Source organism: Aureimonas frigidaquae, assembly GCF_001463905.1.
GTDB lineage: Bacteria > Pseudomonadota > Alphaproteobacteria > Rhizobiales > Rhizobiaceae > Aureimonas > Aureimonas frigidaquae.
Window position 1 is genome coordinate 433,476 of record NZ_BBWR01000002.1, and the last position, 20,479, is coordinate 453,954.

A 20,479-nucleotide genomic window follows, 5' to 3' on the forward strand; every position below is an offset into this window, starting at 1 on the left:
TGACGCCCATGGCCGCGCTCGCCTTCTTGACGGAGCGCCCCATCGCCCACCGCGGCCTGCACGACGGCAACCACCGTGTGGCGGAAAACTCCATGGCGGCGTTCCGCGCCGCCCTGTCCCACGGCTTCGCCATCGAGTGCGATGTCCACATTGCGGCCGATGGCATTCCCGTCGTCTTCCACGATCACGATCTGCAGCGCATGACCGGACAGGCCGGGACCGTCGGCGCGGTCACGGCCAAGGCCCTGTCGCAAGCCCGGCTTGCCGGGACGCAGGATCATGTCCCGACGCTTCAGGAGCTTCTGTCACTGGTGGCCGGGCGCGTGCCGCTGGTGGTCGAGCTGAAGGGCTCCGACGCTGCGACCGATTCGGGCTATGCCGCGGCCCTGCGCCCCGTGCTCCAGGACTATAGCGGCCCGCTGGCCCTCATGTCCTTCGACGACTGGCTGGTGGATCAGGCGCTGACGCTCGGCCCCCCGGTCGGCCTGACGGCCGAAGGGACACGGCCCGAGCTTCTGGCGCGGCACCGAAGCGTGTTCGAGCGGGGTTGCAGCTTCGTCTCCTACAATGTGCACCACATGCCCAACAGCTTCGTTGATTGGGTGCGCCAGGATCGCCATCTACCGGTCATCAGTTGGACGGTTCGCACGCCGGACGATGTGGAGCGCAGCCGGCGCCATGCCGACCAGATGACGTTCGAGGGGTTCACGCCGGACCCCTCCGCCGCCTGATCGGCGCAACGTCACTCGGGCAAGGCTGCTCCCACGACCCGCAAGGAGCACTGCATGAACGCCGGAAATGGACCGACAGACGCTGCGGGCACGCTGATCCGCGCCGTGGACAGCGTGACCGCCGTGCCCTCTGAGCGATGGGACGAACTCGCCGCCGGCGCCGCCGCACGGCCGAACCCTTTCGTCAGACACGCCTTCCTGAAGGCGTTGGAGGATTCGGGTTGCGTCGGCGCCGCCGCTGGCTGGCTGGCGCAGCATCTGGTGGTCGAGGGTGACCGCGGGGTCATCGGCGTCGTACCGGCCTATCTGAAGTCCCACAGCCAGGGCGAATATGTCTTCGATCATGGCTGGGCAGACGCTTTCGAGCGCGCCGGGGGCGAGTACTATCCCAAGCTGCAGGTCGCCGCGCCCTTTACCCCGGCCATGGGGCCACGCCTCCTGGCCGGGGCAGCCGGCGCGGAGCTCAGGACGCTTCTGGCGGCCGCCGTGCGCGGCTATGTGGACCAGACGGGCGCCTCGTCTGCGCATGCGACCTTCCTGGAGGCGCAGGACCGGGAAGCCCTTGCGCAGGCCGGCTTTCTGGACCGGTCGGACATCCAGTTCCACTTCATGAACCGCGGTTATGCAAGTTACGAGGAATTTCTCGCAAGTCTCTCTTCCCGCAAGCGAAAGGCACTGCGCAAGGAGCGTGCGGCCAGCCTTGCCAATGGGCTGGATGTCGAATGGTTGACGGGATCGGCCATCACCGAGGAAGCGCTGGATGCCATGTTCTCCTTCTACATGGATACGGGCGGTCGCAAATGGGGACGGCCTTACCTGAACCGGCAATTCTTCGGCCTCGTCGCCGAGACGATGGGCGACCAGCTCCTGTTGATCATGGCGCGGCGCGCGGGGCGCTACATTGCCGGCGCGTTGAACTTCATCGGCGTGGACCGGCTCTACGGACGCTACTGGGGCTGCTCGGAAGACCATCCCTTCCTGCATTTCGAGCTCTGCTACCACCAGGCAATCGACTACGCGCTGGCAAAGGGCCTCGCCGTCGTGGAGGCCGGGGCGCAGGGGGAGCACAAGCTGGCGCGCGGCTACGAACCCGTCCTGACGCATTCGGCGCATTACATCGCCCATCCCGGCCTGCGGCGCGCGGTGGCCGATTATCTCACGCGCGAAAACCGCGCCATGCTTGCAGAACAGGCCGCGCTTGCCGATGCGTCCCCCTTCCGCCAGGACGGCGGCGACGGCTCTTGAGATCGGCGCCATAATCCGGCACCCATGGCACAGCCGCTTGGGCCTGAAGGCACGAGCCACACTCCGCGCGGGTCGGCGCGCGGCCGAGGAGATACGATGACGAGCGCATACCAGGACGACAACATCTTCGCCAAGATCTTGCGCGGCGAGATCCCGAGCGTGCAGCTTTTCGACCTGCCGGAAGCCATCGGCATCATGGACGTGATGCCCCAATCGGCCGGCCACTGCCTCGTCATTCCCAAGGCCGCGTCACGCAATCTCCTGGATGCGCGCGACGAGGACCTCGCCCCACTGCTGCCCATCGTGGCGCGGCTTGCCCGGGCGGTGAAGACCGGCCTTCAGGCAGATGGCGTCGTGATCAGCCAGTTCAACGAAGCGCCGGCCGGCCAGACCGTGTTCCACCTCCATATCCATGTGATCCCGCACTATGACGGCGTTGCGCTCAAGCGCCATGGCGGCGCGATGGAGGATATCTCCGTGCTGTCCGAACAGGCGACGCGCATCCGCGCTGCCTTCAGATAAGGCCGGCCTGCCAGGCGCCGGCCAAGAGCAGGCCTTGCGAGGCCAGGATGCCGAGCACGATGCTGCGGCGCGCCAGGAGAAACGTCGCAAAGCCGAGCGCGAGCCCACCCACCCGAAAAACGGTCGGAATCTGTTCCAGGGTTCCGCCCGGATACAGGACCAGCCGGGCGATGACGGCCGCGACCAGCGCCGTGGCAATGGCACGCACAAGGCCGAGGCTGCGGGATGTCTCGGATATGCGGCCCGCTGACAGGACGCCCAGATAGCGCCAGATATCGGTCGGCAGCCAGCCGGCCAGGAGAATGAACAGGAAGGGCCACCAGGCGGCATCGACGCCGAAGAAGGTCAGGTTCATCGGGGCCCGTCCTCGATGCGCGGCCGGCTGCGGCGCGCCGCGCCCAAGGCCATCAGATGCGCCAGGACACCTCCGGCAATGCCGGCCAGGAGAATGTCCATGTCCGGCGCGATCCAGTGCGCCGGCGGCAGCAGCACGATGCCCACGAACAGGCCGTAGCGGCCCGATGCTTCCCGCGCCGAGCCGAACAGCGACAGGAAGAAATAGACCGGCGTCAAAAAGGCCAGAGCGCCGGTGACGATGGGCGGAAACTGCCCCATGAGGTTGAAGGCAACGGCGACGACGACCGTGTTCAGAAGGGTCAGCGTCACGGCGAAGCCTGCGAAGAAGACCGTCCGCTTGTCCCGCGGGACGCTCGGAAGGTGCTCCATCGCAAAGACCCAGCAGGTGATCGCCACGAAATGCGACAGCGCCATGAGCGACAGCTTGCTGCTGCGCGGCGTGCGCAGCTCAGGCATCAGGGCGACGACCATGGGCATCAGCCGCACGGAGGACAGTGCCACCGCCAGCGCGGCGGCCGGCAAAGTCAGCCCCGCCGTAATGGCGCCGACAATGATGATCTTGGCCGGCAGCGCCCAGATGGCGAAGGTCATGAAGGCGGCGTGGATCCAGTCCACGCCCGACTCGCGGGCCAGCCCGGCAAACCCGATCATCGAGATGGTCAGGATGATCGCAGGGACCGACAACAGTCCCCGCATGCCCTTCAGGATCCAGAACAGACTGCCGTCCCGGTCCAGCGTCCTTTCCAGTATCGCCACCCGCCTGCCTTCTTAACGTCGCGCTCCTCACTACACCGCCCGGCCGCGGCAATCCAGAGCACTAAAAAGGGGCCCGCGGGCCCCTTTCCAAGGTCTTCAGCTCTTGCGGGGCACCTTCGGCACCGTTCCGGTGCGTCGCGCTCCCTTGGGCAGGGTATCGGCCTTGGGTGGCGACGCGACGGCGACGTCGCCATCGTCGAACACTTCGGCATCGGCGTCGTCCTCGGGCGGGCGCTGGTTGCGCTTTCCCTTGGTCTCCGCCGTCCTGCGCAACCTGGCCGGCGCCTCGTCGGCGATGGCATCCAGTTTCAATTCACGCCCGTCCGGCCCATCGACCACGGTGACCTTGACGGTGCCGCCGCGCTTCAGCTTGCCGAACAGAACCTCGTCGGCCAGCGGAGTCTTGATGTATTTCTGGATGACGCGTCCCAGCGGACGGGCGCCCATCAATTCATCGTAACCCTTGTCGGCCAGCCAGACGATCGCCTCGGGCGCCAGGTCGAAGGTGACGCCGCGGTCCGAAAGCTGGGCCTCCAGCTGCATGACGAACTTCTGCACCACATCGTGCACGACGGGCGTCGGCAGCGATGCGAAGGGAATGATGGCGTCGAGCCGGTTGCGGAACTCCGGCGTGAACAGCCGGTTGATCGCTTCCAGATCGTCGCCCGTCCGGCGGCTCGGCGTAAAGCCGATGGCCGCCTTCTGAAGATCGGCCGCGCCGGCATTGGTCGTCATGATCAGGATGACGTTGCGGAAGTCGATCCGCTTGCCGTTGTGGTCGGTCAGCTTCCCGTGATCCATGACCTGCAGAAGGATGTTGAACAGATCGGGATGCGCTTTCTCGATCTCGTCCAGAAGCAGGACGCAGTGGGGATGCTGGTCGACGCCATCGGTCAGAAGCCCGCCCTGGTCGAAGCCGACATAGCCTGGAGGCGCGCCGATCAGCCGCGAAACAGTGTGGCGCTCCATATATTCCGACATGTCGAAGCGCAGGAGCTCGATCCCCAGCGCCGAAGCGAGCTGCTTGGCCACCTCCGTCTTGCCGACACCCGTCGGACCGGAAAAGAGGTAGCTGCCGATCGGCTTCTCAGGTTCACGCAGGCCGGCGCGCGACAGCTTGATGGCGGCGGTCAGGCTTTCGATCGCCCCGTCCTGGCCGTAGACGACACGCTTGAGCTGCGTATCCAGATTGGCCAGCACCTCCTCATCGTCCTTGGACACGGACTTTGGCGGGATGCGCGCCATTGTCGCCACCGTAGCCTCGATCTCCTTGACGCCGATCTGCTTCTTGCGCCGCGCCTCGGGCAGAAGCATCTGCGACGCGCCCGTTTCGTCGATGACGTCGATCGCCTTGTCCGGCAGCTTGCGGTCATTGATGTAGCGGGCCGACAGCTCCACCGCCGAACGGATCGCCTCATTGGTGAAGCGTACGTGGTGGAACTCCTCGAAATAGGGCTTCAGCCCTTTGAGGATGGACACCGCATCATCAATGCTCGGCTCCTTGACGTCGATCTTCTGGAACCGGCGCACCAGGGCGCGATCCTTCTCGAAGAACTGGCGGTACTCCTTGTATGTCGTTGATCCGATGCAGCGAATTGCACCCGAGGACAGCGCCGGCTTCAACAGGTTGGACGCGTCCATCGCGCCGCCCGACGTAGCGCCGGCACCGATCACGGTGTGGATCTCGTCGATGAACAGGACCGCGCCCGGATACTCCTCGAGTTCCTTGACGACCTGCTTCAGCCGTTCCTCGAAATCACCCCGGTAGCGCGTCCCGGCCAGGAGCGTTCCCATGTCCAGCGAGAAGATCGTGGCATCGGCCAGGACCTCGGGAACGTCGCCCTCGACGATCCGCTTGGCGAGCCCTTCGGCGATGGCCGTCTTGCCGACGCCGGGATCGCCCACATAGAGCGGGTTGTTCTTGGAACGCCGGCACAGGACCTGGATGGTGCGGTTGATCTCGTCCGCCCGGCCGATCAGCGGATCGATCCGGCCGGTGCGGGCCTTCTCGTTCAGGTTGACGCAGTAGGCACTCAGTGCGTCCTGCTTTTCCTTGCGGCGGCCTTCCTCTTCGTGCCCCTGTCCCATGGTCGACTGCTCGTCCTCCGTTCCGCGCACGGGGCGGCCTTCGCTCCCCCCGGGTCGCTTGGAAATTCCGTGGGAGATGAAATTGACGGCATCGTAACGGGTCATCTCCTGCTCCTGCAGGAAGAAGGCCGCGTGGCTTTCGCGCTCGGCGAAGATGGCGACGAGGACATTGGCCCCCGTCACTTCCTCGCGACCGGACGACTGAACGTGAATCACCGCGCGCTGGATGACGCGGTGGAAGCCGGCCGTGGGTTTGGAATCCTCGTCGTTGCTGTTGATCAGATTGGACAGTTCGGTGTCGATGTAGTCGACCAGCGCAGCGCGCAGGACATCCACATCGACGCTGCAGCCGCGCAGGACCGCGGCGGCGTCGGCATCCTCCAGGAGGGCCAGTAACAGGTGCTCGAGCGTCGCGAACTCCTGATGACGCTCATTGGCATATGTCAAAGCCTGGTGAAGGGATCGTTCGAGACTGGGAGAAAATGTCGGCAAGCTTCACCTCAATTCTTTTCCATCACGCATTGCAGCGGGTGCTGATGCTGACGGGCGAAATCCATGACCTGCGTGACCTTCGTCTCCGCGACCTCATACGTGAACACGCCACACTCACCCACGCCATGCTTGTGAACATGGAGCATGATCAGGGTGGCCGCCTCCCGATCCTTCTGGAAAAATCGTTCGAGAACATGAACGACGAATTCCATCGGCGTGTAATCGTCGTTGAGGAGAAGGACTCTGTAAAGACTGGGTCGCTTGGTTTTGGTTTTGGTACGCGTAATGACGGACGTCCCGCGATCACCATCGCCATCGCCGTTGCCCGCCTGCCCGGCTTGCAGCCGGGGCGCCCTTCGACCAGATTCCAAAACCCTGTCTCTCACTGCCACCATCGTCATGCACCGATATGTAATCACTGCCGGCGCCAATATAAGACGTGCCGCCGGGCGAGTTTCACCCCATCGGCCCCGTCTCCCATGACGCACGGATGGTTGCCAGCTTTTTGCGCGGGCGCAAGTCCCGATTAAGCCGCAGGGTCGGGCACGAACCACCCTTGAAGCGGCCCACATTGCATGGCCGGACATGCAAACGGGACCGCGACCTTCCGGCCGCGATCCCGCGCAGACATGTTTGGAGAATGGTGAAGCGCCGGCCTTCAGACCGTGCGGTTCAGGTCCGGCCGGGCGACGTTGGGAAAAGCGGCCTCGAGCGGCTTGTAGCTTTCCTTGGCAATGTCGGAGAAAATTTCGCCCATGCGGGTCGCTTGCGAGAGCCAGGCCTCGTAGGCCGTCTTGGCATAATCGCTCTGCAGTTCGATCACCTTATCGAGCGTGCGCACCTGGGCGAGCTTCTCGAAATGCTGGGCGGACTGCTCGTAAGAGCGCTTCGTGTAGTCGCCGGCTTCCACGGCGATCTGCTGAAAACCCTTGGTGACCGCCGAAACGGACTTCATCGCGCCGTCCACAGCCTCTTTGCCGAAGCGGTTCGTATCGTCGAAAAATTGCATTGTTTCACTCCCTTCGTTCCGCGGCAGGCCAGTAACCACCGTGCCACCAGACGTTTATATTGCACTGCACAAACACTTGCAAGCTCTTTGTGCGGCGCACACGAGCTGCGTGTTCACATTCGGTGGAGCGAACGCATTTTCGCCGATCGAATCCGGTGGGTAGTGCAAAGAAAGCAGCAACCATAAACGGATTGGTAAGGCTGCCCCGGTAGCTTTGAGTCATGACCGTTGCAGAAAAGCCCCGCAATCTGGGGTTGCATCCTGCCCCAAGAAGCAAGAGAGCCTCGCACGTGCCAGTCTTTCGTACACGTCTGAAAGCCGCCCTTTCCGGTCTCGCGCGCCAGTGCGGCGTTGCCGTTGTCGGCGTGTGCCTGCTGCTTCCGACTCTCGGAAGCACGGCCGCCGCGAACGAGAAATATGCGGCTTTCGTCATCGACGGAAACAACGGCAAGGTGCTGTTCAACCGCTTCGGCGACGATCTTCGTTACCCGGCATCGCTGACCAAGATGATGACCCTCTACATGCTCTTCGAAGCCATGGAGACGGGGCGTGCCAAGCTGTCGACGCCGATGAAGGTCTCCGCCTATGCGGCGTCCCGGCCGCCGACGAAGCTCGGCCTGCGGGCCGGCGGAACCTTGACCGTCGAGGAAGCCATTTTCGGCCTCATCACGCGCTCGGCCAACGATGCGTCGGTGGTGATCGCTGAATATCTGGGCGGCACGGAAACCCGCTTCGCCGAGATGATGACCGCAAAGGCCCGCAGCCTCGGCATGTCGCGCACCACCTTCCGCAACCCGCACGGCCTGCCCAATCCGGGACAGCAGACGACGGCGCGTGACATGGCGACGCTCGGCCTGTCCCTGCGGGAGCACTTTCCGCAATATTACAAATTCTTCTCGGCGCGCTCCTTCAAGTTCCGGGGCACGACGATCAACGGGCACAACCGCCTTCTCGGCCGCGTCACGGGCGTGGACGGCATCAAGACCGGCTACATCAACGCCTCCGGCTACAACCTCGTCACCTCCGTCTCCCGTGATAATCGCAAGCTCGTCGCCGTCGTGATGGGCGGGCGCACCGGCGCATCGCGGGATGCGCATATGACGGAACTGGTGCAGACCTATCTTCCGCAGGCCAGCCCGCGTTCGGGCGCACCGCTGGTCGCTTCCTGGTCGCCCGGCGGCAAGAGCTCCGCCCCGGCCGCGATCCAGCAGCGCGTGGCCACCCTGCCGGAGACCGGCCCCATGCCGACCATGCGGGGCGAGCTGATCGACAGCCGCGTGGCGACCGCCTACGGCTCCAACGCGGCCAGCGCGGTGAACGATGCCATCGCCACGCCGTCCAACCGTCCGCGCGTCGGACAGGACGCGCTGCGCCAGGCCATGCAGGAACGCGCCACGCCCCAGCAGCTCGTCGTACCGACCGCCAACGCCCTGGCGCCCGAACCCGCCCGCCGCCGCCCCGCCCCGCAGAACTTCGAGGTGCCGCAAATGCCCTCGCAGTCGCCCCGCACACCCGGCGCTCCGATCCCTCGGGCTCCCATTCCTTCCGCCTCGCTGGACAACCGCCCGACCGGCTCGATCGAAAGCCCGATCGCCGAGCGTGTGGCGGCCGCAACGCAGCGCGGCTGGATCGTGCAGATCGCCTCGACGCCCGCGCAAAGCACGGCCGACGCCATGCTGGACGAGGCCCGCCTCATCGCCGGCGCGGCCCTGGCCGATGCACGCCCCGTGACGGACGTCGTCGCCAACGGCACGAACCGCCTCTACCGTGCGCGCTTCGCCGGCTTCGACAGCCGCGAGGATGCCGAGGCGGCCTGCCTCGTCCTGCAGAGCCGTTCCTATCCCTGCTACGCCATTGCCAATTGAGCGGCAGCGCTTCAACTCATCCGAGGTGTTCCATGTTGACGGCCGACCCTGAAACCATCCTGCGCTCACCCGGCGGCGGACTGGACGGCAAGACCTTCATTTCCGATGCGGCGCTGCATCTGAACGAGCTTCGCGAGGGGCGTTCACGCCTGCGTGCCAAGGATCTGGTCAGTCTTCTCCTGTGCCATGGCGCACGCGCTTGGCGCTCGTCGCAGCCGCGGGCCAGGGTTCGGATCCGGGTGGACTCCCCGCTTGGCGGGCGGGCCCTGTCGCTGCGCGTCGGCAGCCTGGCGCGGTAGAAGGGCCCAACGGGCTAGAGAAGCCCCAGCGCCGCGAGTTCGCGGCGCAGCTCCGGCGGCAGGGCCGCGATCGAATCGTCCCCCGCCGACAGATCGTCAGGCGCATCGTCCGGCGTCAGGTAGCGCCACCCCTGAAAGGCGCGCCGTGGCTGCCACCGTGTTCGGATGAACTGCGGGGCGAGCACGATCAGGCACCGCTCGATACCATCGGCGCCGGTGACGGCATCGAACCGCAGGATCGGCTGGCGCAGCTGCACCTGCCCCTTGATCACCCAATATAGCGATCCGCCATCCAGGATCTCGGCAGCACGGCGCGGCGTGACGCGCGTGCGGTGTACCTGCTCGGCAGGCTCCCCGGCCGCGCGCGCCGCATCCAGGCGCTCTGCAACCCAGGCTTCCAGGTCCTCGACCGTTTCAACACCCACGCAGAGCTTGATCATGTGCAGCGCCATGGGCGCTCTCTTGCCTCCCGCATCCCGGCCGGTCAAGCATCGGGACCGGATACCGGCACAAATCGGTTCCCTCCCGTGCATGATTGGGATAGCCAGCCGCCATGACCTTGCTCGATACGTTCGATACGCTGAACCGGATTGCCTTCGCGATCTTCATCGCAGGGTGGGCGTCGTATAGTTGGCTTGCCGATTACAGCCCCCTCAGCCGCAACGGCCTGACCGCCCGGATGAACCACGAGCGGGCGCAATGGATGCGCACACTGCTCGGGCGCGACCTTCGGATGATCGACACGGCCATCATGGCCGGCCTGCAGCAGGGCACCGCCTTCTTTGCTTCAAGCTGCATCTTCGCCATCGGCGGCTGCTTCGCGCTGATGGGCTCGGCCGAGCAGATCGCCGTGATCGCACGGGATCTTCCCGTATCCGGGCTGGACGATCGCGGGCTGGTGGAGGCCAAGCTTCTGGGGCTGATGGTCATCTTTGCCCTCGCCTTCTTCAAGTTCGGCTGGGCCTACCGCCTGTTCAACTACTGCACCATCCTGATCGGCGCCATCCCCATGCGCTCGGAGGCGGAGGCCGATCCCGACGCGGCCGAGCGGGCCCTCGCGCGCGCGGCACGCATGAACATCATTGCCGGGCGGCACTTCAATTCGGGCCTGCGCACGGTGTTCTTCGGCGTCGCCTATCTTGGCTGGTTCCTCGGGCCCGTGGTGCTGATCCTCACCACGGCCGGGCTGGCCTTCATCCTGTATCGTCGCCAGTTCCGTTCCGATGCGCGCCAGGCGCTCGGGGAAAGAGAAGCCGCATGACCAGAGCCGACAAACCCGCCATCCGCGCCACCATCCTGTCGATGATCGCCGAACGCGCCGAGGGCAAGACGGTTTGCCCTTCGGAGGTCGCCCGCCATATTGCCGGGCAGGACGAAAAGGCGTGGCGCCTCCTGATGCACCCCATCCGCGCCGAGTCCGTGGCGCTGGCGCAGGCAGGAGCGATCACCATCTATCGCAAGGGACAGCCCGTGGACCCCGCAGCCTTCAAGGGCATCTACCGGCTCGGCCGCCCCTCAGGCGCGGGGGAATAAGGCGTCGGTGCGCCCCGTCATCCAATAGGCCAGGAGGCCTATATATTCCCGGATGGCGAAATGCACCTTCTCGACATTGCGGATCGAGGCGGTTGAGGGCCGCCAGACGGCCGGCCCGGACGGTGTCTGGTAATCCACCGGAAACGGAACGACATCGAAGCCCGCCACACGGAAGCAACCGATGGCGCGCGGCATGTGATAGGCCGAGGTGACCAGAAGCCACACCTCACCCTCCTGCGGCTGCGCCAGAGCGCGGGAAAAGACGGCGTTTTCCCAGGTGTTGCGGGACTGGTCCTCCAGGAGCAGCCGGTCGGCCGGCAGGCCGAGCGAGTCCAGAAGCAGGCGTCCGGCCACTGCCTCGCTGATATCCTCGAAGAGGATTTCCGCCGACCCGCCGGAAAACAGGACGCGGGCATCCGGATACTGCCGGGACAGGGCCACCGCGGCCGTCATCCGGTCGGCGGCGTCGTTCAGTTCCGGCACGCCGCGTGTGGCCGTGATCCGCGTATCGAGCGCGCCGCCCAGCACCACGATGCCATCGACCCGCTCGGGCAGTGGCGCGCGCGGCACCCGCTCCTCGAGCGGGCTCATCATCAGAAGGCCGAGCGGGCTGAGCGACATGACCGCCAGAAGCAGCAAGGCCGTGCCCGAAAGCCACAATCCGAGCCGCCGCCGCCGCATAAGCAGGGCCAGAAAGCCCATCCCGGCCAGGATCAGCACCACCACGAGCGGCTGGACCAGATACCAGAAGATCTTGGACAGAAGAAAGAACATGGGACAGACGCGCTCCGCAGCCCCGGCGGCCGCACCGGTCCTTCCTATCCTGCGAGCCTGAAGCGAGGGTAAAAGCCCTGCGCGACGTGAACGGCGGGGCGGGATTGCGGTTTGTGCCGGGACGGGTCAAACACGCTTTCTCGCAAATGCCAGGAAGGATGCGTCATGGGTGCGAATACGTCGTCGAAGACGGTGCGCAAGCGCATCGAGGCGCTCGATCTGGCACGTGGCATCGCGCTTGTCGCCATGGCCGCCTATCACTTCACCTGGGATCTGGAGTTCTTCGGCTACCTGGCGCGCGGCACCGCAAATTCCGGTGGCTGGCGTCTCTTTGCGCGGGCGATCGCCTCAAGCTTTCTCTTCATGGTCGGGCTGTCGCTGGTCCTGGCGCATTTGCGCGGCATACGCTGGCGCCCCTTCTGGATCCGGCTGGCGCAGGTCGGCGCCGGGGCGCTGGCCATTACCATCGTCACCTATTTCGCCACGCCGCAGAGCTTCGTCTTCTTCGGCATTCTGCATCAGATCGCCGTGGCCAGCCTGATCGGGCTGATCTTCCTGCGCTGCCCGCCAGTGCTGACGCTGGCCGCCGGCGTGATCATGATCGTGCTGCCGAACCTTTTCGTGACGGATGCGATGAATGGGCGCGCGCTCGCCTGGATCGGCTTTGCCGCGCGCGAACCCGTCTCCAACGATATCGTGCCGATCTTCCCCTGGACGGGCATCGTGCTCGTGGGCATGGCCGCCAGCCAATGGCTTGCCGCAACAAGCGGATGGCTGCGCATCAAGGCGCTGAACCCGTCCATACTCGGCCTGCGGCTGTTCGATCCGCTGCGCTGGATCGGGCGTCACTCGCTCGCCTTCTACCTGATCCATCAGCCGGTCAACATCGCCCTCATCGCCGGCTTTGCGCAGATCATGCCGCCCGATACGACTGTGGTCTTCCGGCAGGAATGCACCGCCGCTTGCTCCGCCCAGGGGCGCGATGGCGCCAGTTGTGCGCGCTATTGCGATTGCGCACGGACGGAACTGACCGACGCCGGCCTGTTCGAACCCTATATGAGCGGCCGGCTGACGGCCGACGAGGAAGATGGATTCCGCAGCGTTCTGGCACTCTGCACCGCACGCTACATTCCCTATGACGCCCCTTAAGCGTCAGGGCGCCGGCGCGATGCCGAGTTCGGCCATCCGGGCAAGGCAGGCTTCCTCCGCCTGTTCGAGCTCGGACAGAAGTTCCTGGATATCGCGGCGCTTCTGCTCCAGCTCGGCGCGCCGCTCGTTCACGCGGCGGGCAATGGCCCGAAGCTGCCCGGCTTCCCCGGGGGGCGAGCGATACATGCCGATGATCTCGCGGATCTCGGCGATGGAAAAGCCGAGCCGCTTGCCCCGCAGGATGTTGCGCAGAAGCTGCCTGTCGGAATGGCGGAACAGGCGCGTGCGGCCCCGCCGGATGGGCGCGATCAGCCCCTCGTCTTCGTAGAAGCGTATGGTCCGCGTCGATATGCCGAACTCTCGTGTGAGCTCGGTGATCGTGTAGTAATCGCGCATGCGCGGCCTTTCCGTCGTGCCCAGCCTGTTCTTGCAAGATTGACGTAAAAGTCAATCCGCGCGCATGTCAGGCCAGCCCGAACCACCATGTGGCAAGGCCGAGAAACCCGAAAAATCCAACGAGATCCGTTACCGCCGTGACGAAGACCGCCGAGGCGATGGCGGGATCGGCGCCGACCTTGTTCAGGACCAGCGGAATGAGGATCCCCGCCAGCGATGCCGCCAGCATGTTCACCACCATCGCCACCGCGATCACACCGCCAAGATCGGGATTGCCGCTCCACAGATAGGTGACCCCGCCGATCAGAAAGGCGATGGCCGTGCCGTTGAGAAGGCCGACCAGAACCTCGCGGCGCAGGATGCGGCCCGAATTGTGGATGTGGATATCGCGCGTGGCGATGGCGCGCACCGTGATGGTCATGGTCTGCGCCGCGGCATTGCCGCCCATGGATGCGACGATGGGCATGAGCGCAGCCAGGGCCACCATCTGCTGAATGGTGCCGTCGAACAGGCCGATCACCGATGCGGCCAGGAAGGCCGTGAACAGGTTGACGAAGAGCCAGGCGAAGCGCGAGCGCGCGGCCGTCACCACGGAGTCGGAGATTTCCTCGTCGCCCACGCCGCCGAGGCGGCGGAAATCCTCTTCGGCCTCCGCCTGGATGACATCGACGATATCGTCGATCGTCAGGACGCCCACCAGCCGCTCGTTCTCGTCCACGACGGCGGCGGACAGGAGATCGTACTGCTCGAAGATGTGCGCCGCCTCTTCCTGGTCCATTTCGGCCGGGATGGCGTGCCGCGTCGGATGCATGATGGCATCGATCTTCGACGGACGCTTGGCGCGTAGAATATCGTGCAGCCCGACCGCGCCGAGCAGCTTGAACGAGGGGTCGATGACGAAGATCTCCGAGAAGCGTTCCGGCAGGTCGTCATCGTCCCGCATGTAGTCGATCGTCTGGCCGACGGTCCAGAAGGGCGGCACAGCGACATATTCGGTCTGCATGCGGCGGCCGGCCGTCTCGTCCGGATAATCCAGGGCACGACGCAGCCGCAGCCTTTCGCGGAACGGCAGAAGATCGAGGATCTCATTGCGCTCGGCAGCGTCGAGATCTTCCAGAATGTAGACGGCATCGTCGGAATTCAGCTCGCCGACAGCCGCCGCCACCTGGCCGGGCGTCATCGCATGGATGATTTCCAGGCGGATTGCCTCGTCCACCTCGGTCAGCGCGGTGTAGTCGAACGCGTCTCCCACCAGGCGCACCAGGGCCTGACGCTCCTCGGTCGACAGATAGCCGAGCACGTCACCAAGCTCGGTCTCGTGCAGGGGGGCGACATGCGCGCTGAGGGCATCCCCATCGCCCGCATCGATTGCGGCGCGGAGCCTGTCCAGGAACGCCGCGTCGACGCCACCTTCTTCGTCGTAGATTCCAGGGCGTTCCAATCGGTCGGGATTGTCCTGAATGTCGTGTTCGCTCAACGCCATCCCCCGTCCATCCGATCCGTCGCTCTCGTCCGCACCTACATGGCCCACCACCAAGTTGCACCCCCCTTTCTGTAGGATCGACCCTGCGGTAGACGGAACGCGGCGGGCCGACGCCGCAGCGCAACACTTGGTGTCACATGCAACATCCCCCCGACGAAGAGTCCTATCTGCGCGATCCGGAAGAGATCTATCGCCGATCCTTCGCAACGATCCGCGCCGAGGCCGCGCTCGGCCATCTGGACCCGGCGGAGGCCAGTGTCGCCGAGCGCGTCATTCACGCTTGCGGCATGATCGACATCGTGGCCGATCTTGCCTTCACGCCCGGTGCCGCCGCTGCCGGCATCGGCGCGTTGGCGAGCGGCCGGCCCGTCTTCTGCGATGTCGGAATGGTCGCGCAAGGGGTCATCCGCCGGCTGCTCCCGGCCGACAATCCAGTTGTCGTGACGCTCGATGCGCCGGGTGTGGCGGAGCGCGCGGCGCGCTCACGCACGACGCGCAGCGCTGCGGCCGTGGATGACTGGCTCGATCGCATCGACGGCGCTGTCGTCGCCATCGGCAATGCGCCCACGGCGCTGTTTCACCTTCTGGATCGGATCGGGGCGAGCGGCCCCCGCCCGGCGCTCGTCATCGGCATGCCGGTCGGCTTCGTGGGCGCGGTCGAATCCAAGGTGGCGCTCGCGCAGCGCGGGGACATCGCCTCCATCATCGTCCACGGTCGGCGCGGCGGCAGCGCCATGGCCGCGGCGGCGGTCAACGCCCTGGCGCGTCTCGCCGGCGGGTCTAGCTGACGCCTTCGGGGGTCATGCCCAGTTCGCGAAGGATAGCGTCCGTATCCGCGCCGAGTGCCGGCGCCCCACGTGACAGCGCAAGCTGCGCATCGGAAAAGACGATGGGGGTGCGCACACCCGGAACGCTTCCCGCCGCCGCCTGCGGATTGCCGACGTCGATCCGCATGCCCCGCGCAATGACCTGCGGATCGGCAAAGACATCCTCGACATTGTTGATCGGCCCTGCCGGGACGCCGTGCTCCTCCATCCGCTGCAGGAACGCATCGCGTGCATGCTGGCGGATCAACGGCGCCAGGATGGATGTCAGGCGCGCCCGGTTGCCCACCCGGGCCGCATTGTCGGCAAACAGCGGATCGGCCGAAAGCTCCGGCCGGCCGAGCACCGCGCACAGCCGCTGGAACTGCGCATCGTTTCCGACGGCCAGGATGATATGGCCATCGCTCGTCTCGAAGACCTGATAGGGCGCGATGTTGGGATGCGCATTGCCCATGCGGTGGGGCGCTGTTCCGGAGACCAGGTAGTTGAGCGCCTGGTTGGCGAGGACGCCGGTCATGGAGTCCAGAAGCGCCATGTCGATATGCTGTCCCCGGCCCGTGCTCTGACGCTGCGCGAGCGCCGCCTGGATGGCGATGACGCCATAGAGCCCGGTGAAGATATCGGCGAAGGCGACCCCGATCTTTTGCGGCTCACCCCCCGGCTCCCCGGTCAGATCCATGATCCCGCCCATGCCCTGGACGACATAGTCGTAGCCTGCGCGTTGCGCATAGGGCCCCGTCTGGCCGAAGCCGGTGATGGAGCAGTAGACCAGACGCGGATTGGCCGCCATCAGCGTTGCATGGTCGAGCCCGTATCTGGCAAGCCCGCCAAGCTTGAAGTTCTCGATCAGGACGTCGGCCGTCGCGGCCAGGCGGCGGGCCGCCTCCTGCCCTGCCGGTGTGGCGAAGTCCAGGACGATGGAGCGCTTGCCCCGGTTGCAGGCATGGAAGTAGGCCGCATCCAAGTGGCCGCCGTCTCGTGCGGGCACGAAAGGCGGGCCCCAGCGGCGGGTATCGTCCCCACCGGGCGCCTCCACCTTGATGACCTCGGCGCCAAGGTCGGCCAGCGTCTGGCCGATCCACGGCCCCGCCAGGATGCGGGCAAATTCCACGACGCGCAGGCCGGCCAGGGGTGCGGACATGCACCCTCCTTGCTTCGAGTTTCTCACATATCCGCTCTACGATTTGCGCCCGCCGGCGGCAAGCGAGGGTGCTGGAGTTGCACTGCAAGGTGAGCGCCGGTGCCCACAACTTAAGCAAAGCGCAATTCATGATGGTTGCTAAGGCGACGGTACAGCCGAAAGATTAGTCGTTGTTCCAACTTATGGTTGCGGCGCACCCATTGCTGTCGAGGCGCGTTACAACAGAATAAGGGGCGTGTACTATCTGCCCCGGAACGTCCTCACAACATCCGCAAAAAAACTTGTCTTCAGGAGCCTCCCATGACCATCCAGTTCACCACCCCGTCCAACTCCTCTTTCGTTTCCACCTCCGGCGTCGGCCTGGCCGCGCGCGACGAATGGACTCCGCTCTACTCCGATATCGACCTGTCGCTCGATCGTGAGGACGGAATCTACTGGTGCTACCTGCAGCCGCAGTCCCGCCCCAGCGTCACCCCGGAACTCTTGCGGGACGTGACCTCCATGCAGACCATGCTGCGCAGCCGGCTGGCGCAGACGCCTGACGCGCAACTGCCCTTCAAGTACTTCGTCGTCGCTTCGCGCACCCCCGGCATCTTCAACCTCGGCGGTGATCTGCGGCTGTTCGCCGATGCCGTCCGCAAGGGCCAGAAGCTCCTGCTGCAGGCCTATGCCCATGCCTGCGTCGACATCGTCTGGAACAACGTCATCAGCTATGACAGCCCGGTCGTCACCATGGCCCTGGTGCAGGGCGATGCGCTCGGCGGCGGCTTCGAGACCGCCCTGTCCTGCAACGTCATCGTGGCGGAGCGCAGCGCCCGCTTCGGCCTGCCGGAAGTTCTGTTCAATCTCTTCCCCGGCATGGGCGCCTATAGCCTGATCGCCCGCCGCATCGGCGCGGTCGAAGCCGAACGCATGATCCTGAGCGGCAAGATCTACACGGCCGAAGAGCTGCACCGCATCGGCCTGGTCGATGTCCTGGCAGAGGACGGACAGGGCGAAGCTGCCCTGCGGGCCTATGCGGCACGCCAGTCGCGCAGCCACAACGCCATGCAGGCCGTGTTCCGGACGCGCAACCGCGTGTCGGCCATCACGCGTGAGGAACTGCGCGACGTCGTCAACATCTGGGTCGACGCGGCCATGCGCCTGACGCCGTCGGACCTGAAGAAGATGGAGCGCCTTGCCGCCGCGCAGGATCGTCGCTGCCGGATCAACCGCGCGGATGACAACGCCGCGCTGATCGCCGCCGAATGACGTGTGGCCAGAGCATCAAGCCCCGGCGTCCCTGTCGGAAATGAGCAGGGGGCGCCGGGCATGCTGACGCAGAAGGATCGAGCGGGCCGTTTCGAACTCCCGCTCGATCCGCTCGACGACGGACGGCCCGTTCTCCATAAGGTCTTCGGACGAACGCGGCCGCCAGCTCCGGCAGAACTCTGCCACCTGTAGAACGCCGATATTGCCCGCGCCGCTCTGCAGCGCATGGGCCTTTTCCGCATAGCCGGCGACATCGCCGGTCGCCGCAACCTCTCGCAATTCCAGCAAAAGCTGGCTGCCATCGGTCAGGAAGTCCGAGATCACCGCGGCCACGAATGCCGGCCCGCCCAGTGTCTCCAGGTTCTTCAGCATGGCCGTGTCCACATGCGCGTCCGCGTCGGGCGCCGAAGCGGCTTGCGTGACGGGCGGCGTGTCCGGCACGACCACCGGGCGGAAGGGCTGGCGTTCCCCCGGTTGCCCGTACTCGGCGTAAAGGGCGTCGATCCTGTCCAGGAGAACCGGCCCGTTGACAGGCTTGGTCAGGCAGGCGTCCATCCCCGCCTCTGCCGCGCGGTCCGCGGCGCTCTGCGTTGCATCCGCGGTCAGGCCGACAATGGGCAGATGCGGCCGGTCCAACGACATCATGCGATAGAGCTTCGTCGCTTCCAGCCCGTCCATCCCCGGCATGTTCAGGTCCATCAGCACGAATTCCAGCCCGCCCGCATCCATGGCGTCGAGGGCTTCCTGTCCGTCGACGGCCAGCTTCACGAAATGGCCGCCCGCTTCCAGGATACGGCTGATCACCTTCTGGTTCACGCGGTTGTCGTCGGCGAGCAGGATGCGCAATCCGCGTTCCCGGCGGGTGATGGCCGCCGGGGAGCCGGCCGCGCTCTGCTGGTCGAGCCCTGTCAGCCGCATGGCATGGCTGAGGCCGTCGGCAATCTGCGTATGGTCCACGACGCTCGTGAGCAGCCGGCGCAGGGCGATGGGCGGGAAGCCGTCGGTATCACGGTCGAAGCCGAAGATGCCGGCCGGCGTGGCGGTGCGCAGTTCCGTCACGGTCCGCTCCAGATCCTCCGGCTCCGGCCAGGCATGGAGCACCCCGGCAATGAGGACCACCGTATGCCGGATCTCGTCCGCCGCGGGCAGGATGATCCGCGTCATCGCCTCGTCCACGCTCGTTGCGCGCGCCACGGCGCCGACCGTCGCCGCCAGGTCGTCCATCGTCTCTGGCGGCACCGTGCCGAGCGGGTCCAGAAGCACGACCCGCGTTTCGGTAAGGAGCGAGCCCATGGGCTCGTCCTCCGCCATAAGCCGGACCGGCAGGCGTACCGTAAAGGCGCTGCCTTCCCCGCTCCGGCTCGAAACCTCGATCCGTCCCTTCTGCAGATCCACGAGTTCGCGGACGATAGCGAGCCCGAGCCCCGTGCCGCCGAAACGGTTGAGGATCGTGCTGTTGGCCTGCGTGAAGCGCTGGAAGATGACGGCCTGCTCGGCCGGCGACATGCCGATGCCCGTATCGCTGACCTCCAGCACCAGAAAGGGGGAACCGCCGTCGAACACGCAGTCGATCGACAGGGTCACGCTGCCTTGCGTGGTGAACTTGACCGCATTGCCGACGAGGTTGATCAAAACCTCACGCACGCGCCGCGCATCGGCTTCCAGCCTGGTCGGCGTGCGCCCCGTGGCAAACAGATGGAACTGCACGCCCTTGGCGAGCGCCTGCACCGCGCCGACATTCTTGACGCTGCCCACGAGCTCCAGCGGGTCGAAGGGCGCGATCTGTAGCGCGATCTGCCCGCTTTCGATGCTCGACAGGTCCAGCAGATCGTTGATCTGCGACAGGAGCGCGTTGGAGGCCGTCTGGATCGTGTCGACCATGTCGCGCTGGTCGCGCCGCAGCGTCGTATCCCGCAGGAGATCGGTCGAGCCCATGATGGCGTTGAGCGGGGTGCGCAGCTCATGGCTGACGCTGGTCAGGAAGGCGGACTTGGCCCGGTTGGCCTGTTCTGCCGCCTCCTTGGCGCGGGACAGGCTGCGGATCAGCGTCGCGGCATAGAGCGGCAGGATGACGATGCCCGCCAGAAGTCCACCGGACAGGAGCGGCTGGCTCTGCCAGTAGGGCGACAGGAGGACGACGACGCCGAAGCCCGCCGTCCCGATGGCCGTTGCGGAATAGAGATAGGCTTCGCCGTAGCGAAAGCCGTTCCCGAGGATGATCCAGTAGTAGAAGGGATAGAGGATCGCCACGGCATCCTGCCCGATGGCCAGGCCACAGGACAGAAGCACGAGATCCACCACCATGGCGATGATGCGCCGGGCGTTGGATATGCCCGGCTCGTACAGAAGATGCCCGAGCAGGAGGGTCGCCGCCACCAGATAGACGACCGAGATGGCGCGCGCCGCCAGCGCCGTATCCCCCACCGGCATGAAGAACAGCGTAAAGACAAGGATGGCAATGGAGATGAAGAATCGATTGAGCGTGATTTCATGTTCACGATCCGGCCGGTCGCGAAACCACTGAGCCCACCCTTTGATCAGTTCCGACAATGATCCGTCATATC

21 protein-coding genes are annotated in these 20,479 nt (G+C 65.6%); 10 read left to right on the top strand and 11 right to left on the bottom strand.

What is annotated here, in order from left to right:
• Positions 1-8 precede the first annotated feature (8 nt).
• The 3 genes from AUL30_RS02015 (at position 9) to AUL30_RS02025 (ending at position 2,498) form a co-directional block, all read left to right on the top strand.
• The gene (locus AUL30_RS02015) at positions 9-731 is read left to right on the top strand and encodes a glycerophosphodiester phosphodiesterase family protein (RefSeq protein ID WP_062226157.1); all 723 of its coding nucleotides are present in this window, start codon (positions 9-11) and stop codon (positions 729-731) included.
• Positions 732-785: 54 nt separating this feature from the next.
• Positions 786-1,976 (top strand): GNAT family N-acetyltransferase, encoded by a 1,191-nt coding sequence (locus AUL30_RS02020; RefSeq protein ID WP_062226158.1) that lies wholly within the window; start codon positions 786-788, stop codon positions 1,974-1,976.
• Between the two features lie 96 nt (positions 1,977-2,072).
• Positions 2,073-2,498 (top strand): HIT domain-containing protein, encoded by a 426-nt coding sequence (locus AUL30_RS02025; protein WP_062226159.1) that lies wholly within the window; start codon positions 2,073-2,075, stop codon positions 2,496-2,498.
• On the opposite strand, the gene AUL30_RS02030 is transcribed toward AUL30_RS02025, so the two are convergent.
• The 5 genes from AUL30_RS02030 to AUL30_RS02050 form a co-directional block, all read right to left on the bottom strand.
• The gene (locus AUL30_RS02030) at positions 2,491-2,853 is read right to left on the bottom strand and encodes an AzlD domain-containing protein (RefSeq protein WP_083507608.1); all 363 of its coding nucleotides are present in this window, start codon (positions 2,851-2,853) and stop codon (positions 2,491-2,493) included. The two genes, AUL30_RS02025 and AUL30_RS02030, sit on opposite strands and share 8 nt — an antisense overlap.
• Positions 2,850-3,602 (bottom strand): AzlC family ABC transporter permease, encoded by a 753-nt coding sequence (locus AUL30_RS02035; RefSeq protein ID WP_407638259.1) that lies wholly within the window; start codon positions 3,600-3,602, stop codon positions 2,850-2,852. Before AUL30_RS02035 ends, AUL30_RS02030 begins: the two co-directional genes overlap by 4 nt.
• A gap of 105 nt (positions 3,603-3,707) precedes the next feature.
• The gene (clpA, locus tag AUL30_RS02040) at positions 3,708-6,191 is read right to left on the bottom strand and encodes an ATP-dependent Clp protease ATP-binding subunit ClpA (RefSeq protein WP_062226160.1); all 2,484 of its coding nucleotides are present in this window, start codon (positions 6,189-6,191) and stop codon (positions 3,708-3,710) included.
• 8 nt (positions 6,192-6,199) lie between these two features.
• On the bottom strand, positions 6,200-6,592 hold the full coding sequence (clpS, locus tag AUL30_RS02045; protein ID WP_407638252.1) for an ATP-dependent Clp protease adapter ClpS: 393 nt from the start codon (positions 6,590-6,592) through the stop codon (positions 6,200-6,202).
• Between the two features lie 257 nt (positions 6,593-6,849).
• Entirely contained in the window at positions 6,850-7,200 is a 351-nt protein-coding gene (locus AUL30_RS02050) for a phasin family protein (protein ID WP_062226161.1), read from the bottom strand.
• 290 nt (positions 7,201-7,490) lie between these two features.
• On the opposite strand from AUL30_RS02050, the gene AUL30_RS02055 reads away from it, so the two are divergent.
• Positions 7,491-9,065 (top strand): D-alanyl-D-alanine carboxypeptidase, encoded by a 1,575-nt coding sequence (locus AUL30_RS02055; RefSeq protein WP_062226162.1) that lies wholly within the window; start codon positions 7,491-7,493, stop codon positions 9,063-9,065.
• Positions 9,066-9,097: 32 nt separating this feature from the next.
• The gene (locus AUL30_RS02060; RefSeq protein WP_062226163.1) at positions 9,098-9,364 is read left to right on the top strand and encodes a hypothetical protein; all 267 of its coding nucleotides are present in this window, start codon (positions 9,098-9,100) and stop codon (positions 9,362-9,364) included.
• 14 nt (positions 9,365-9,378) lie between these two features.
• On the opposite strand, the gene AUL30_RS02065 is transcribed toward AUL30_RS02060, so the two are convergent.
• The gene (locus AUL30_RS02065; protein ID WP_062226164.1) at positions 9,379-9,816 is read right to left on the bottom strand and encodes a DUF1489 family protein; all 438 of its coding nucleotides are present in this window, start codon (positions 9,814-9,816) and stop codon (positions 9,379-9,381) included.
• 101 nt (positions 9,817-9,917) lie between these two features.
• Here AUL30_RS02065 and AUL30_RS02070 point away from each other — a divergent pair, with 101 nt between their 5' ends.
• A complete protein-coding gene (locus AUL30_RS02070) occupies positions 9,918-10,625 on the top strand; it encodes a DUF599 domain-containing protein (protein WP_062226165.1) in 708 nt (235 codons plus the stop codon).
• Positions 10,622-10,897 carry a DUF3253 domain-containing protein gene (locus tag AUL30_RS02075; protein WP_062226166.1) on the top strand — a complete coding sequence of 92 codons (276 nt, stop codon included), beginning with the start codon at positions 10,622-10,624 and terminating at the stop codon, positions 10,895-10,897. The genes AUL30_RS02070 and AUL30_RS02075 overlap by 4 nt, the downstream gene beginning before the upstream one ends.
• On the opposite strand, the gene AUL30_RS02080 is transcribed toward AUL30_RS02075, so the two are convergent.
• Positions 10,880-11,671 (bottom strand): YdcF family protein, encoded by a 792-nt coding sequence (locus AUL30_RS02080; protein ID WP_062226167.1) that lies wholly within the window; start codon positions 11,669-11,671, stop codon positions 10,880-10,882. The two genes, AUL30_RS02075 and AUL30_RS02080, sit on opposite strands and share 18 nt — an antisense overlap.
• A gap of 165 nt (positions 11,672-11,836) precedes the next feature.
• Here AUL30_RS02080 and AUL30_RS02085 point away from each other — a divergent pair, with 165 nt between their 5' ends.
• Positions 11,837-12,820: a heparan-alpha-glucosaminide N-acetyltransferase gene (locus AUL30_RS02085; protein ID WP_062226168.1), complete on the top strand. Its 984-nt coding sequence runs from the start codon at positions 11,837-11,839 to the stop codon at positions 12,818-12,820.
• Positions 12,821-12,823: 3 nt separating this feature from the next.
• On the opposite strand, the gene AUL30_RS02090 is transcribed toward AUL30_RS02085, so the two are convergent.
• Together AUL30_RS02090 and mgtE are read right to left on the bottom strand one after the other, a co-directional pair.
• Positions 12,824-13,216 carry a MerR family transcriptional regulator gene (locus AUL30_RS02090; protein ID WP_062226169.1) on the bottom strand — a complete coding sequence of 131 codons (393 nt, stop codon included), beginning with the start codon at positions 13,214-13,216 and terminating at the stop codon, positions 12,824-12,826.
• A gap of 67 nt (positions 13,217-13,283) precedes the next feature.
• Positions 13,284-14,699 carry a magnesium transporter gene (gene mgtE / locus AUL30_RS02095; RefSeq protein ID WP_062226170.1) on the bottom strand — a complete coding sequence of 472 codons (1,416 nt, stop codon included), beginning with the start codon at positions 14,697-14,699 and terminating at the stop codon, positions 13,284-13,286.
• Positions 14,700-14,836: 137 nt separating this feature from the next.
• Here mgtE and AUL30_RS02100 point away from each other — a divergent pair, with 137 nt between their 5' ends.
• The gene (locus AUL30_RS02100) at positions 14,837-15,487 is read left to right on the top strand and encodes a precorrin-8X methylmutase (RefSeq protein WP_062226171.1); all 651 of its coding nucleotides are present in this window, start codon (positions 14,837-14,839) and stop codon (positions 15,485-15,487) included.
• Here the strand turns inward: AUL30_RS02100 and AUL30_RS02105 are convergent.
• Positions 15,480-16,664: a CaiB/BaiF CoA transferase family protein gene (locus AUL30_RS02105; protein WP_062226172.1), complete on the bottom strand. Its 1,185-nt coding sequence runs from the start codon at positions 16,662-16,664 to the stop codon at positions 15,480-15,482. The two genes, AUL30_RS02100 and AUL30_RS02105, sit on opposite strands and share 8 nt — an antisense overlap.
• Before the next feature lie 300 nt (positions 16,665-16,964).
• Between AUL30_RS02105 and AUL30_RS02110 the strand changes: the two genes are divergently transcribed.
• A complete protein-coding gene (locus AUL30_RS02110) occupies positions 16,965-17,915 on the top strand; it encodes a crotonase/enoyl-CoA hydratase family protein (protein ID WP_083507610.1) in 951 nt (316 codons plus the stop codon).
• Positions 17,916-17,930: 15 nt separating this feature from the next.
• On the opposite strand, the gene AUL30_RS02115 is transcribed toward AUL30_RS02110, so the two are convergent.
• Entirely contained in the window at positions 17,931-20,465 is a 2,535-nt protein-coding gene (locus AUL30_RS02115; protein WP_062226173.1) for a sensor histidine kinase, read from the bottom strand.
• Between the last annotated feature and the right edge of the window lie 14 nt (positions 20,466-20,479).